Source organism: Phenylobacterium soli, assembly GCF_003254475.1.
In the GTDB taxonomy this organism is placed as follows: Bacteria; Pseudomonadota; Alphaproteobacteria; order Caulobacterales; family Caulobacteraceae; genus Phenylobacterium; species Phenylobacterium soli.
The window spans coordinates 2963234-2977416 of record NZ_QFYQ01000001.1 but is presented as its reverse complement, the minus strand read 5'-3'; the positions used below and the strand labels follow the sequence as shown (position 1 = coordinate 2977416).

Genomic DNA, 14183 nt, shown 5'->3' with positions numbered 1-14183 from the left:
TCTCAGAGCGCCCGGAAGGCCCCGCGGTGGAAGACAAGCGGCGCGGCGTCTTTCGCCAGCCGCAGGTCCAGCACCTTGCCCAGGATCAGCACATGATCGCCGCCGTCGTGCTCGGCGGCGGTGCGGCATTCGAAGCGCGCGGCGCAATCGCGGAGGTCCGGGGTGCCGTGGTCCGACAGGCTCCACCGGAGCCCGGCGAACTTGTCCTGGGCCTTGGAGGCGAACTGGGCAGCCAGCGGCTCCTGACCGGCCTGGAGCACGTGCACGGCGAAGCGCTGTGAGCCCTGGAACGCCGCCAGCGACCGGCTCGCGCGCCCCAAGGACCAAAGCACCATAGGCGGGCACAGCGACACCGAGTTGAAGCTGGAGGAGGTGACGCCCGCCGGGACGCCGTCGCGGTCAACCGTCGTGATCACCGTCACCCCCGTCGCGAAAGCGCCCAGGGCGTCGCGGAAGGCCCTTGTGTCGAATCCGGCCCGGTCGACTGCGCCGCTCGTCGGGCGCGGTGTGGCGACTTCAGACGAAGGATGTGGCGACATCGCCCAGGCCCTGATCGAACCGGCACACGATCTCGTCGCCCGCCTTGATCGGGAAGGCCCTGACGAACGAGCCGGTCAGGATCACCTGGCCGGGTTCGAAGGCGACGCCAAATCCGCCGAGCTTGTTGGCCAGCCAGGCCACGGCGGTGACGGGGTTGCCCAGTACCGCGGAAGCTTCACCTTCCTGCTCGACGTGGCCGTTCCGCAAGATCGAACCTTGGACCCGCCGGACGTCGATGGCCTCGAGGCGGCGTGGATTGGCCCCGAGGACGACGCCGCCGCAGGCGGCGAGGTCGGCCACGGTGTCGATGATGTTCATGCCCGGCGCCCGAGCGACCCTGAAGTCGACGATCTCGATGGCCGGAACAACGAAGTCGGTGGCTCGGATCACGTCCACCGGCAGGATGCCGGGCCCCTTCAGGGCGGATTTCATCACAAAGGCGATCTCGATCTCGATCATGGGATCGAAGAAGTTCGCCGCGGAGATCGGCGTGCCTTCGGGAAGGAACATGCCGTCGGTGACGGCGCTGAAGTCCGGCTCGTCCGAACCGGCCATCTCCTGCATCGGCTTGGAGGTCAGGCCGACCTTGTAGCCGGCGATCCGAGCGCCACCGGCCACGCGGCGCGCGACGAACGCCTCCTGGATGCGGTAGGCGTCCTCGACTTCGATCCCGGGGTAGGTCCGAGTCAGCAGGGGCAGGGGTGCGCGAGTGCGGTACGCCCCTTCGAGATCATCGACGATCCGCGTGCGGGTGATCTCATCGAGCATGGCGCGGTCCCGTCATCGACTTGCGGACCGCCTGAAGATCGGCCCGCCCCACCGCCGACAGGGCGGCGATGTCGGTGGTCGTCGAGACCATCTGGAAACCCTGTCCGAGCCGTCGCGGCGCCACGTCCGCGTTCGACAGCACGGCCATCTTCACGCCCGAACTGCGCGCTGCCGAGGCGACCTGCGCAATCGCCTCGTCGAACGCCGGCTGTCCGTCATTGTCCCCGGGCGGCAACCCGAGCGCGATTGACAGGTCGAACGGACCGACGAAGAGGGCGTCCACGCCCGGGGTATGTGCAATGGCGTCCACCTGTTCCAGGGCCTCCGCCGTCTCGATCATCGGAATGACCAGGACCTGAGAATTGGCGCTTTTGAAGTAGGCCGGACCGTCGCGGAGGCCGACGCGAACTGGGCCGAAGCTGCGACGGCCGGCGGGCGGGTACAGGCAGGCCTCGACCGCACGCTGGGCGTCCTGCGCCGTCTGGATCATCGGGATGACGACGCCCATCGCGCCCGCGTCCAGGAGGCGGCCGATGATGCCAGGCTCGTTCCATGGGACCCGCACGATCGGCGCGGCCCCCGCGAGATCGATCGCCCGGATCATGGCTAGTGCGGTCTCGAAGTCCATGCAGCCGTGCTGCATGTCCACCAGCACCCAGTCGTAGCCGGCACGGGCCAGAGCTTCGGCCGGCAGGGCGTCTGGGATCATGCACCAGGCGCCGAGAAGGACCTCCCCGGCCCACAGTCGTGATTTGAGGGTGTTTCCTGCCATAGCGCCCATCAGAACTGGCCGAGGGCGACGCGCCGCACCGCCTCGGAATCGGTGGGCTGATGACCGACGGCGTAGGCCGGCGCCGGGATTTCCACGACTGTGTTGCTCAACCGGCCGACGCCGGTGACCTCCACCTCCACCACATCGCCGATGGTCATGGGACGGGAGTTGGCCGGCGTTCCGGTCAGGACGATGTCGCCGGGCAGGAAGGTGATGTGCCGGGAGAGGTCGGCGAACAGGAAGTCGATCGGGAACGTCATGTCGCTGACCGGCCCGTCCTGGACGACCTTGCCGTTGATGTAGGTGCGGACGCTCTGCTCGCGGATATCGACGCCCCGGACGATTCCCGGCCCGACCGGGCAGAAGCCGTCCTGTCCCTTCACCCGCAGCATCGAGCCGGCGTCGGTGTCGCGGAAGTCCTGGGCGCCGACGTCGTTGGCCGGAGCGAACCCCGCCAAGCACTCCCAGACGTCCTCGCGGGCCACGTTCCGCATCGGCTTGCCGACGATGGCGGCGATCTCGCCCTCGTAGTTCAGGTACTGGCAGTCGGCGGGCCGGCACACGCTGCCCCGATGCGAGTTGAGCGCGGTGGTCGGTTTCTGGAAATAAGTGGGATTGACCAGCGGGGGCGCTTTGAATTCCACCCGGCGCGAATCGTAGTTGAGGTGGATGCAGATGATCTTTGTAGGCTCGCAGGGAGGCAGATAGTTGGCCTCCGCCTCGCCGACCTCGCGCCCGTCGCCGAGCACGAGGCGATCACCCTCCGAGCGGACCCACTTCGGGGTCCCCTCATGAAGAATTCGCCGCCATTCTTCCCTGGGTCCATCAAGCACGGACATCGCAGAGTTCCTTCCCTTGATTATCTGTCTGGTCGCGCCGGCGCGCGCGTGAGCGGTCAGGCCGGGACCATGAAGCCCTTCATCGAGCCGGGGACCGGCGCGTGGCCGAAGGCGTCGCCCTCGTAATATTCGGACTGGGCCTGGGCGGGCCGGCCGCCCCAGCCGATCTCGTTCATAAATCCCGACGGGTTCTTGAAGTAGAACGAGAACATCTGATCGTTCGCATGGCTGCCGGGCTGGATGATGATCGGCAGGCCGGCACGGACGACGAGGTCGTGGGCCAGGCCCACGTCGGCCATGTTCTCCACCTCGAACATGATGTGGTTGATGCGCTTCTCGCCGGGTCCGGCGAAGGCGAAGGTGTGCTGCCGCTCGTTGCAGTTCAGGAACATCAGCGGGACCGGCTGCGGCAGGCCGGGAAGGGGCATCTTGTACTCGATGCCGCCACGCATCCCGAGGAGCCGGTAGAATTCATAGGTCTTCCCGAGGCCGGCGGTCTGCGACTGCATGATGTGGCCGAGGCCGCCGAGGCCGGTCTTGAAGCGCCCGTGCATCGGGCGGCCTGGATGGAACGGCTTGTCGAACTGGACGTGGGGGCCGTGGAAGATTTCGATGGCGAAGCCGTTGGGGTCGGCCAGCATCATGACCTCGAGCACGTGCCGGGCCTCGGCCTCGGCTTGCGAGCCCAGCCGGAAGACGACGCCGGCCGCGTCGAGGCGCGAGGCCATGTCACGGAATTCGTCCTGTCCCGCGACGCGTAGGCCGGCGACGAGCAGATCGTCGGCGTCGTCACGGACCAGGGTGACCCGATGATGCCAGTAGTCCATCCGCAGGTAGCACTTGTCCGGCTCCAGGGACGGAACGACTTCCAGACCCAGCACCTGTGAGGCGAACGCCTTCCAAGCCTCGAGGTCGCTGACGCCAAGCGTCAGATAGCCAAGCTCAGTCACGCCGCCCATGTCAGCCTCCCTGCTGTCCGAACGATCCCTTGCGGACCGCGATGTTTTTGATGTCGCTGTAGAAATCGAAGCTCCAGGAGCCGCCCTCGCGGCCGATCCCGGAGTCGCGGCTGCCGCCGAACGGGGCGGCGAGGTCGCGAACGAAGAAGCAGTTGACCCACAGCGTGCCGGCCACGACCTGCGAGGCGATGCGCATGGCGCGGGCTTCATCGCGGCTGAACAGCACGCCGGCCAGCCCGTAATGTGTGTCGTTGGCGGCGGCGATCACCGCCGCCTCGTCCTCGAAGGTCTGCCAGGTCAGGACCGGGCCGAACACCTCGCGTTGGCTGATCTCCGATGCCGGGTCGACGTTCGCAAACAGGGTGGGCTGGAAGTAGAGCGGTCCGAAGTTGGCGGGGGATCCGCCCCACAGCGCCTCCGCGCCGGCTGCTTTCGCCCGCTCCACGAACCCGGCCACCCGGTCGAAGTGCTCCCGGGTGATGAGCGGCCCGACGCGCGTTGCGGGATCGCGCGGGTCACCCACGGCCATGTGAGCGACCGCCCCCCGAACCTTCTCGAGGAACGTCTTTTCGATCGACACCTCGACAAACACGCGGGTGCCTGCGAGGCACACTTGGCCGGCGTTCATATATTGGGCGGCGACGGTCTGTGCGGCGGCGTCGAGATCAGCGTCGGCGCAGACGATGAACGGGCTTTTGCCTCCCAGCTCAGCGCTCATGGGCGTGATCGAGCGGGCGGCCGCCTCGCCGATCAGCTTGGCCGTGTCGGTCGAGCCGGTGAAGCTGATCCGATCCACCTCGCCATGCTTGACGAGCGCGTCACCGGCGAGCTCGCCGATTCCCTGCACCACATTGAGGACGCCCGGGGGCAGGCCCGCGGCATGCGCCACCTCGGCCATCAGCGAACAGGTGAGGGGCGCCCATTCCGGCGGCTTCACCACCACGGTGTCCCCGGCCGCAAGCGCCGGCCCGACCTTCCACGTGGTCAGCATGAGCGGTGCGTTCCATGGCGTGATCAGCGCCGCCACTCCGGCAGGGTCGTAGCGGACGTGGTTGGTCACCTCCGTGCCTTCGATGACGTGACCCTGCAGGGTCGTCGCCCAGTCGGCGAAGAACTCGATGTTCTGGGCGGCCCGAGGGACCACCCGCATCAGGTTGCCGCCGAGCAGCGAGCCGTTGTCCATGGTCTCGACCGCGGCCAGCTCCTTGGCCCGGGCGCGCAGGCCCTCGGCGAACGCCTTCAGGATCGGCAGCCGACCCTCCGGCCCGAGCGCCGCCCAGGCGGGGAAGGCGCGCCGCGCCGCGTCCACCGCCTCATCGACCTCTGCCTTTCCGCCGCTGGCGATCTCGGCGAGGTGCGAACCGTCGATCGGAGAGGCGTCCTGGAACCGCTCCTTGGAGGGCACGCGGCGTCCGTCGATCCAGTGGTCGGTCGAGACCTCCACCCCGGCGATAAGGGCTGTGTTCTGGGCCACCGTCATCCTCCTTCATCGCCCCGCGGCGGGCTTTGGTGGTCAGCGGGCCGGGCGGCCCAACACTGACCATCTTCATTTCTGAGCATAGTCAGTTTACACTTCGATCCGGGCTCGTCAATTCCGTTGTGTCCGCGGGGCGCGGGCTCCGCGGCGCGATTGACAAGGGCGGCGACGCCCGGAATGCCTGGGGAGCCGAAGGGCGAAGAGGATGACGATGGACACGCGATCGAGCCGGGCAAACAAGCCGACGGGGCAGGGGGCTTCCCTCGGCCGCCGCGAGCGCAACAAGCTCGAGAAGCGCGCGCGGATCGTCGCGGCCGCCCGCCGACTGTTCGCGGAGAAGGGGTTCAACCAGACCACGACGCTGGAGCTCGCCGAGGCGGCCGATATCGGGACGGGGACGCTGTTTCTCTACGTCCGCTCCAAGGAGGATCTCCTCGTCCTCGTGTTCAAGGACGAGATGCTCGAGCGCGCCGTGGCCGCCTTCGATGGCCTGCCGAAGGACGCGCCGCTGCTCGACCAGCTGGTCCAGGCGTTCACGGCCATGATGGAGCACCACGCGCGCGACCGAGATCTCGCGCGGATCCTGCTCAAGGAGATCATGTTCCCGGTCAACGATGAGCCCAGCGGTGACGTTTCGGAACTGATGGAGGCGATCTTCGAGCGCCTTGGGCGGCTCCTGGAGCGCGACAAGGGGGGCGAGCTGCGGGCGGACTTCGATTCGCGCCTGGTCGCCGAGACCCTGTTCTCCAGCTACTACATGGACCTTCTCCAGTGGCTGCGGGCGCGCCACTCGAAGGCCTGGTTCCAGGAGACGCTCAGACGGCACCTGGCGGTGACGATCATGGGGCTCCGCCGGCCTGCACCCGTCTAGGGGCAGGCCGGCGGGCGACGCCGTCAGCCTATGCGCCCGCGGCCGCGAGCATGTCGGGCACCTGCGACCAGGGGCGCTCCATCTGGGCGAACATGTGGTCCAGGGCCATGTTGCGGGGTGCGCTCGCCAGGTAGAAGCGCTCGTAGAGCTCTACCCGCCCGCCCAGCGCTGAGCCCGCGAAGTCCCAGGCGGTACGGAACAGGGACGCTCGCTCGCGCGCGCTCATGCCGTTCGAGCCGGGCATGAACTCCTGGATCAGCGGCCCGATCTCGGGATGGTCCATCGCGTCATGGGTCGGCGTCGCCAGCAGGTTGTGGGAGCCGATCGTCTTGATGATCTCGTTGGCGCGGACCATCCAGCCGGGCATCTGAGCCCGCAGGGCGCGGAGCGGCCGGTCGTCGCAGAAGAAGGCGCCGTTGCCCCAGTCGCGCGCGTCCGCTTCGGCGGCCCTGACCCCGGAGCGGGTCAGGCAGGCATAGCCCCAGAGCTCGCCCAGCATGGCCGCGGTGTCCGGGCGCTTGTCGGAGTTGGTGGCCTTGGCCATCCGGGCGCAGAGCTCATAGGCGAACTCCAGCTTCACCGCAGCGCGGATGCAGGTCTGCTGCATGATGTTGGCGGCCCAGCCGCCGCGCATCAGGCCGTTGTAGACGTCGAGATCGCCGTCGATGAACACCCGCTCCAGCGGGATCTCCACGTCGTCGAAGATCATGAAGGCGTCCTGCTCGTCGAAGCGGCTGGAGAACGGCCGGTCGGCGACGCTGGCGCTGACGCCGTAGTGGTCGCGGCAGAGGGTGTGCAGCCCCTTCGCCCCCATCGGGATTGAGAACGACAGCAGGGTGGCCGGGTCGGCGTTCGGCGGCTGCGGCTGGCCCGGATAGACGAACAGCTCATCCGCGAACGGACCGAGGGTGGCGAGGATCTTGGCCCCGCGGACGATGATGCTGTCCTTGGTCCTGCGGACCACCCGCAGCGCCAGCTTGCCGTTCACGCCTTCGAGGTCGGGTAGCGACTTGTCGACCACCGGATGGATGATGGTGTGGGTGAGGGACAGGTCGTTCTCGACGACCTCGCGGTAGAAGCGGCCAAGGCGCTCGGCCCCGGTGGCGTCGCCCTTGGCCGAGAAGATGTCGCTGCGGGCCATGAACCCGGCGAGGGTCACGTTCACATAGTCCGGCGTGCGGCCGAGCATGCCGCAGGAATAGGTCGCGAAGGACTCGAACGCGGCGTGGCGACGTCTGAGGTCCTCGCCGGTTTTCGGGACGATGAGGCTGGCGCTCATCGGCTTGCCTGTTTCAGGATCGTCGACCAGGCAGGCCTCGGCGTGGCTGTTCTGCCAGTCGAAGTAGCCGGCCATCCCGCCCAGCGAGCCCGCGAAGACCGGGTGGGTGCAGACATCGGCCTTCTCGGCCCCGAGCCACACCGCTCGCTCGTCGGCCAGACCGGCCAGATATTCTTTGCCTGTACGCGCCGTCATCGTTCCTCCTCTCCCGCTCGCGCGGGCTATGCGCTGGCCCGCTGACGCTACGCCGCGGGCTTTATGCGAGTATGATCATTTATGAGGATAGTCAGAAAAGTGCGCATGGCAAGGGCGTAGCGCGCGATAGGCAAGGAAGGTCCTCTGCGAGGCGCCGGTTTCATTGTCTTGAAAGGGAGGGCCGAGACGGCGTCGCCTCAGGCGGTCTCGATGGCTCCCGGAGCAGGACTCGAACCTGCGACAAGTCGGTTAACAGCCGACTGCTCTACCAACTGAGCTATCCGGGATCAGGCCGTCGAGGGCCGGGCATATACGCGTGCCCGGGCGGGGGCGCAAGCGCTCGTGATCGCGCTGTCCACAGGGGCCGGACCTGCGGGCGAAAAAAGAGCCCGGCGCAAGCGCCGGGCTAAATAAAGTCGGTGATGGTGGGGTGTCTTCAAGGAAGACGCCGACAGGGTGAATCTTCGCGGTTAATCGGTGGTTAACGGAGGTAAGCGCCTCAAATGACTCATTAATCACGGCGGCCGGCGCGCCTCTTGGGCGAATCGATGCGATTCCAAGGTCGCCCTGCGAGAGACCCTTTGTCGCCCCGGATTGGAGCGGCGAGGGCTTTGGGCTAGTCGATGCGGATCGTCTCCGCGTCACGAATCGAGGCTCGTCCGATGCGCATCCACTTCACCGGGATCGCCGGCGCCGGCATGAGCGCCGTGGCCCTGATGATGCGTGACGCGGGCCACGAGGTGTCGGGCTCCGACGCGGACGCGTTCCCGCCGCTGTCGACCTATGTGGAGAGCCTGGGCTTTCCTTTCTTCCGCAGCTTCGCCGCCGAGAACCTGCCCGAGGGGCTCGACCTCCTGGTGCTGGGCGCCAGCGCCAAGCTCGGCGGCGCCGACAATCCCGAGGTCGCCGCGGCCAAGGCGCGGGGCGTGCGGATCACCACCTTCCCGGAGCTGGTGGGGGAGGCGACGGCGGCTCGGCTCAACACCGTGGTCGCCGGCTCCTTCGGCAAGTCCACCTGCACCGCCCTGATGGCTCACGTGCTGCGCGAGAGCGGCGTCGACGCGGGATGGATGATCGGCGCCATCTCGCCCTCGCTGCCGGCCACCGGCCACTGGGGGAGCGCGCCCGAGGTCGTCCTCGAGGGCGACGAGTACATCGTCGGGCCCAACGATCGCCGCTCGAAGTTCGTGCTCTACCACCCGCGCGATGTGCTGCTGACCTCGCTGATCCACGACCACGTCAACGTCTTCCCGACCTTCGCCGACTACGAGGCGCCGTTCCGCGAGCTGCTGCGCCTCCTGCCGGGCGAGGGGCTGCTGACGGTCCGTGAGCATCCGGCGACCCGCGCCATCGTCGGCGAGGCCGCCTGCCGGATCGTCTGGTACGACACCCGGCGCTGCCCGGAATCTCACGACGTCTGGTGGTCCGACGAGGTGGTGTTCGGCGAGACCAGCCGCTTCACCCTGGTCAGCCCGGCAGGGCGGCGCATTCCCCTCGCCACGACCCTGCTGGGCGAACACAACATCGAGAACATCGTCGGCGTCTCCGCCTACCTGCTGGAGCGGGGGCTCGTCACCGAGGAGCAACTGGCCCGCGCGGTCGCCTCGTTCGGCGGCATCCGCCGTCGCCTCGACCGGCTGACGACCCGCTCGGCGATCCCGGTGATCGAGGGCTTCGGCTCGTCCTACGAGAAGGCGCGCTCGGCCATCGAGGCCATGCTGCTGCACTATCCGGACCGGCCGCTCACCGTCGTTTTCGAGCCGCACACCTTCTCCTGGCGCAGCCGTGACGCGCTCGCCTGGTACGACACGGTGTTCGCCGGCGCCGCCCGCGTGCTCATGGTTCCGCCGCCGACCCACGGGGCCGAGAGTCATCACCAGTCGACCCACGATGAGATCCTGCAGCGCACCCGCGCGGCCGGCGTCTCCGTGCAGGGCGTCGCGCGCGCCGACCAGGCGATCGGCGCGCTCTCGGCGCTCAGCGGCGACGAGGTGGTGCTGCTGCTGTCCTCAGGGCCCCTGATGGGCCTCCCCGACAGCCTGCCGCCGGTGTTCGACCGGCTATACGGGGAGAGCGCCGCGGCCTAGGGCCGCGCCGGGATGGGCTGCACATAGTCGTCGGCGATCCCCTGGTCGTCGCGCTGCGTGGCCGCGCGCTCGGCGTCGGTCGGGCGGTCGGACTTGCGGTAATCGACGTCGTCCCAGGTCAGGCCCGCCATCTCCTTACGGCGAGGCCCGAGGTAGCCGAACAGATAGGCGGCCACCTTGCGCATCTGGATCTCCTCCGAGCCCTCGGTGATCCGGTAGCGGCGGTGGTGGCGGTAGATGTGCTCGAAGGGCTTGTGACGCGAATAGCCGATGCCGCCGTGCACCTGCATGGCCCGGTCCGCCGCTTCGCAGACGAGCCGGTTGCCCCAGTAGTTGCACATGGAGACCTTGTCCGAGATCGTCCGCTCGATCTCCTTGTGGTCCATGCGGTCCATCTCCCAGGCGGTCTTGCGGATCAGCAGGCGGAGCATCTCGGCCTGGGTGGCGAGCTCCACCAGCGGCCACTGGATCGCCTGGTTCTCGGCCAGGGCCTTGCCGAACGGCTTGCGCATCCGGGCGTACTTCACGCTCTCGTTGATGCAGTAGACCGCCGCGCCCAGCGAGGAGGCGGCCTGGCGGATGCGGTTCTGGTGGACGAAGCTCTGGCCGATGGCCAGGCCGTTGCCGATCTCGCCCCAGTAGGCGTCCTCGGGCACCCAGACCTCCGTCAGGCTCACGCGCGGGTGGTCCGTGGGCATGTTGAAGGTCCAGAGGTACTCCTCCACCTTCACCCCGGGCGTCTCGGCCGGCACGATGAAGCAGGTGATGCCGCTGGCGTCGCCGTCCTTCCCGCTGGTGCGGGCAAAGACCATGATGTGCGTCGCCACGTGCATGCCCGTGGTCCACATCTTTTCGCCGCGGATCAGCCAGCCGGGCTGGCCGTCCTTGTCCTGGCGGACGGCGGTGGTCTCCATGAAGGTGGCGTCGGAGCCGTGATAGGGCTCGGTCAGGCCGAAGCCGGTCCGGAGCTTCCCGGAGAGCAGCTGGTCCGCGTAGCGCTCATACTGGGAGTTGGTCGCGAACTCCTTGAACAGCAGGATGAAGGGGTTGTTGCCGACGATCGAGTGCTCGTTCTGCAGGTCGTTGTGCAGGCCCAGGCCTTTGGCCGCCAGGTGCTCGCGGATCACCGCCAGGTCGAGCTGGCTGCCGCCCTTGCCGCCGAGTTCGGTCGGCCAGCCGTAGCGCAGGTGCCCGGCCGCGTCGGCGCGGCGACGGGCCTCGGCCAGCAGCTCCTCCCATTCCTTCTTGGGCAGGCCGCCCTTTTCCCAGTCGGTGCGCTCGTATTCGCGCCGGTGGTCGAAGAAGCGGATGTTGTCGTCCTGCTGCTCGAGCGGCTTGATCTCCGCCTCGATGAAACGGTCCAGCTCGGCCAGGTACTCGACGAGGTGGGGCGGCAGTTCGAAATCCATGGTTCGTTTCCTTACGGGGCCGCTTTTGTGCGCGGCTCTGACCTTGCGTGAGTGGTTTACAAGCGGGGCCGGCGCCCCCCAGATCGGCCCCAGGATAAACCAGCCTGAAGGTTCCGTACGGTCATGACCGTGGACGTCCCAGCCGCGCTCCAGAAGCTCGCGGTCCGCCTCTCCGGGGAGGGTGCGCGCGCGGTGGAGGCCCAGCGCCTGTCCGGCGGCGCCAGCATGGAGACCTGGGCCTTCGCCATCGAGGGGCCGAAGGGCCGCGAGGAGATGATCCTGCGGCGCCGCTCGGGGCCCTACGATGCGGAGACCTCGCGCTCCACGAGCCTGGCGGCCGAGGCGGCCCTGATCCGCGCCGTCCGGGCCAAAGACGCCCCGGCTCCGCCGCTCGTCCACCTGTGCGATGAACAGGACGGCCTCGGCGAGGCCCACGTCACCCGCCGGGTGGCCGGCGAGACACTCGGGCGCAAGATCAACACCGACGCCCGCTTCGACGGCGTGCGTCCGCTGCTCGCCCGCCAGTGCGGCGAGGTGCTGGCCAGGATCCACAGCGTCGAGCCGCCCGCCGAGGCCGGGCTGAAGTTCGCCGACGCCGCCGTCGAGCTCGATCGGTACGAGGAGATCTACCGTGTCTCCGGGGCCGAGCGGCCGGTGCTCGAGCTCGCCTTCCGTCACCTTCGCGACCACGTCCCCGCGCCGCGCGCGCCGGTGCTGCTGCACGGCGACTTCCGGAACGGGAACCTGATGATCGACCCGGAGAAGGGGCTCGCCGCCGTTCTCGACTGGGAGCTCTGCCACATCGGCGATCCGGCCGAGGACCTGGGCTGGATCTGCGTCAACTCCTGGCGGTTCGGCCGCCCCGACCGACCGGTCGGCGGCTTCGGCGAGTACGAGGACCTGCTGGCCGGCTACGAGGCCGCCGGCGGTGTGCCCATCCCCCTGGAGCGCGTGCGTTTCTGGCAGGCGCTGGGCAGCCTGAAGTGGGGCGTTATGTGCCTGACCATGTACATGAGCTGGCAGAGCGGGGCGACGAACTCGGTGGAGCGGCCGATGATCGGCCGCCGCGTCTCCGAGACCGAGATCGACCTCGTCAACATCCTGGAGGCGGGCCTGTGATCACCCACCCGAAGCCCGAGGAACTGGCCGAGGCCGTCGGCCGCTGGATCGACGAGATCCGGCCCCAGCTCGACCCGCGCAACCAGTTCCTGGCCCGCGTCGCCGCCAACGCCATCGCCGCCGTCGCGCGCGAGCTGAAGCTGGGCGACGAGGCCAAGGCCGCCGCCGTCCAGCGCCTGGAGCCGATCCTCGGCCACGGCGGCACATTCGAGGCGCTGAACTGGGAGCTCTGCGAGAAGCTGCGCGCCGGCGAGATGAACGCCCAGACGCCGGGACTGCTGCCCGCCCTGCGCGCCAACGTCCTGGACCAGCTCGCCATCGACCAGCCGAGCTACAAGCACGAAGGACTATAGATCCTCCCCTCCAGGGGGAGGTGGCCCGGAGGGCCGGAGGGGGTTGAAGTCCACGAACATCAAAGGCCCTGCCTCTCAACGCCTTAGTCGCTTCGCGACAGCTCCCCCTCAAGGGGAGCATCGCCGATCACGCCGCCTCCAGCACCCGGATGATCTCGCCCTCGCGCTCGTTCCACAGGATCGAGACGTTGGCGGCGCGCGCGGTCAGCTCGCCGAGGGCCGCGCGGATCTCCTTGTCCCTCAGGCGGCGTTGCGACAGCCGAAGCAGGGTGCGGCCGGCGCCCTGGTCCTGCTCCTCGTCGTGGAAGCGCAGCACCGCGTCGACCACGGCGGCGGGAAGAGCCGGGCGCTCCAGCTGCGGCAGGGCGCGGGCGGGGCGGCGGTAGGCGGGGCGGAAGGGACGGTAGGAAGCCATCGGTCCGAACTCCGTTGCGGGATGTCGATGGCTAGGGTTTGATCGGCTGGCGCGACAGAATCGGACGTACCTTAGATGAGGCACGAAAAGGCCGGCCGCCTGCTGGAGCTGGCGCGGATGCTCGCCAGCACGGCCGAGGGCCTCACCCTCGATGAGATCGCGCAGCGGCTGGGCGTCGGCCGCCGCACCGCCGAGCGCATGCGCGACGCCGTCCGCGAGGTCTTCCCGCAGATGGAGGAGGTGGAGGATCCGCCGACCCGGCGCTTCCGCATCCCGGCCGGGCTCGACGGGCTCTTCCAGGCGCCGACGGCCGAGGAGCTGGCGGCCCTCGCCACCGCGGCCGAGACCTTCGCGGCCCAGGGCGCCTCGGCGCGCGCCCAGGCTCTGAAATCCCTGGAGCAGAAGGTGCTGTCCGCGACCCGCGCCGCGGCGCGGCGCCGCCTGGCGCCCGATCTGGAGGCGCTGCTCCAGGCCGAGACCATCGCGGTGCAGGCCGGTCCGAGGCCGTTCGAGGACGAGACGGTCCTCTCGGCCGTGCGCGAGGCCCTGAAGGCGGCGGCCACGCTCACGTTCCGCTACGAGGGCGGCTCCCAGCCGGGGCGGGTGCGCGAGGTCGCGCCCTACGGCATCCTGTTCGGCCGGGCGAACTACCTGGTCGCGGCCGAGGGCGAGGGCAAGCCACGCAACTGGCGCCTCGACCGGATCAAGGACCCGGACGTCACGGACAGGCCTGCGCGCCGCGATCCTGCCTTCTCGCTGCAGGACTACGCCGACGAGAGCTTCGGCATCTATCAGGACGACACCCAGGACGTGGTGCTCCGCATCCTGCCGGCCTCGGCGGAGGGGGCGTTGCGCTGGCGCTTCCATTCCGACCAGAGCCTCGAGCAGCAGACGGACGGGTCGGTGATCGTCCGCTTCCGCGCGTCGGGCATGCGGGAACTCGCCTGGCACCTCTTCACCTGGGGCGACCAGGTGCAGGTGGTGGCGCCGCAGGTCCTGAAGGACACGCTCGTCGAGCAGATCGAGCTGGCCCGCAAGGCGCATACGTCCGGATCTGACGCATAGGGCCGATACGCCTCGTCCCGTGAACGAGGAGAGCC

At 68.8% G+C, this 14183-nt stretch carries 13 protein-coding genes, 1 tRNA gene and 1 pseudogene; 5 read left to right on the top strand and 10 right to left on the bottom strand.

From position 1 onward, the window contains the following. Window positions 1-2: 2 nt before the first annotated feature. The 6 genes from DJ017_RS14800 to DJ017_RS14775 form a co-directional block, all read right to left on the bottom strand. Entirely contained in the window at window positions 3-539 is a 537-nt protein-coding gene (locus DJ017_RS14800) for a flavin reductase family protein (protein ID WP_111529434.1), read from the bottom strand. Then, window positions 517-1308 (bottom strand): 2-keto-4-pentenoate hydratase, encoded by a 792-nt coding sequence (locus tag DJ017_RS14795; RefSeq protein ID WP_111529433.1) that lies wholly within the window; start codon window positions 1306-1308, stop codon window positions 517-519. Before DJ017_RS14795 ends, DJ017_RS14800 begins: the two co-directional genes overlap by 23 nt. Beyond that, a complete protein-coding gene (locus DJ017_RS14790) occupies window positions 1298-2017 on the bottom strand; it encodes an HpcH/HpaI aldolase family protein (protein ID WP_227000156.1) in 720 nt (239 codons plus the stop codon). Before DJ017_RS14790 ends, DJ017_RS14795 begins: the two co-directional genes overlap by 11 nt. A gap of 71 nt (window positions 2018-2088) precedes the next feature. Continuing rightward, complete coding sequence (locus DJ017_RS14785; protein ID WP_111529432.1) at window positions 2089-2919, bottom strand: fumarylacetoacetate hydrolase family protein; 831 nt, start codon at window positions 2917-2919, stop codon at window positions 2089-2091. A 56-nt stretch (window positions 2920-2975) separates the two neighbouring features. Continuing rightward, complete coding sequence (locus DJ017_RS14780) at window positions 2976-3878, bottom strand: VOC family protein (RefSeq protein ID WP_111529431.1); 903 nt, start codon at window positions 3876-3878, stop codon at window positions 2976-2978. A gap of 1 nt (window position 3879) precedes the next feature. After that, window positions 3880-5352: an aldehyde dehydrogenase gene (locus tag DJ017_RS14775; protein WP_227000155.1), complete on the bottom strand. Its 1473-nt coding sequence runs from the start codon at window positions 5350-5352 to the stop codon at window positions 3880-3882. Between the two features lie 214 nt (window positions 5353-5566). Between DJ017_RS14775 and DJ017_RS14770 the strand changes: the two genes are divergently transcribed. Then, window positions 5567-6226 carry a TetR/AcrR family transcriptional regulator gene (locus DJ017_RS14770; RefSeq protein ID WP_111529429.1) on the top strand — a complete coding sequence of 220 codons (660 nt, stop codon included), beginning with the start codon at window positions 5567-5569 and terminating at the stop codon, window positions 6224-6226. A gap of 28 nt (window positions 6227-6254) precedes the next feature. On the opposite strand, the gene DJ017_RS14765 is transcribed toward DJ017_RS14770, so the two are convergent. Further along, window positions 6255-7700 carry a 4-hydroxyphenylacetate 3-hydroxylase N-terminal domain-containing protein gene (locus tag DJ017_RS14765; protein ID WP_111529428.1) on the bottom strand — a complete coding sequence of 482 codons (1446 nt, stop codon included), beginning with the start codon at window positions 7698-7700 and terminating at the stop codon, window positions 6255-6257. 211 nt (window positions 7701-7911) lie between these two features. Then, window positions 7912-7987: transfer RNA gene (locus tag DJ017_RS14760), tRNA-Asn, on the bottom strand. A gap of 375 nt (window positions 7988-8362) precedes the next feature. Between DJ017_RS14760 and DJ017_RS14755 the strand changes: the two genes are divergently transcribed. Continuing rightward, window positions 8363-9787, top strand: coding sequence for a Mur ligase domain-containing protein (locus tag DJ017_RS14755; RefSeq protein WP_165830641.1), 1425 nt, complete (start codon window positions 8363-8365; stop codon window positions 9785-9787). 125 nt (window positions 9788-9912) lie between these two features. Here DJ017_RS14755 and DJ017_RS14750 read toward each other — a convergent pair. Beyond that, window positions 9913-11196 (bottom strand): annotated as a pseudogene (locus DJ017_RS14750) (acyl-CoA dehydrogenase family protein); the annotation flags it as partial. 123 nt (window positions 11197-11319) lie between these two features. Here DJ017_RS14750 and DJ017_RS14745 point away from each other — a divergent pair. Both DJ017_RS14745 and DJ017_RS14740 read left to right on the top strand, forming a co-directional pair. Further along, complete coding sequence (locus tag DJ017_RS14745) at window positions 11320-12315, top strand: phosphotransferase family protein (protein ID WP_111529425.1); 996 nt, start codon at window positions 11320-11322, stop codon at window positions 12313-12315. Continuing rightward, window positions 12312-12668: a DUF6285 domain-containing protein gene (locus DJ017_RS14740; RefSeq protein ID WP_111529424.1), complete on the top strand. Its 357-nt coding sequence runs from the start codon at window positions 12312-12314 to the stop codon at window positions 12666-12668. The genes DJ017_RS14745 and DJ017_RS14740 overlap by 4 nt, the downstream gene beginning before the upstream one ends. Window positions 12669-12795: 127 nt before the next feature. On the opposite strand, the gene DJ017_RS14735 is transcribed toward DJ017_RS14740, so the two are convergent. Continuing rightward, window positions 12796-13083: a hypothetical protein gene (locus tag DJ017_RS14735; protein ID WP_111529423.1), complete on the bottom strand. Its 288-nt coding sequence runs from the start codon at window positions 13081-13083 to the stop codon at window positions 12796-12798. A 75-nt stretch (window positions 13084-13158) separates the two neighbouring features. Here DJ017_RS14735 and DJ017_RS14730 point away from each other — a divergent pair, with 75 nt between their 5' ends. Further along, a complete protein-coding gene (locus tag DJ017_RS14730) occupies window positions 13159-14148 on the top strand; it encodes a helix-turn-helix transcriptional regulator (protein ID WP_111529422.1) in 990 nt (329 codons plus the stop codon). Window positions 14149-14183 lie beyond the last annotated feature (35 nt).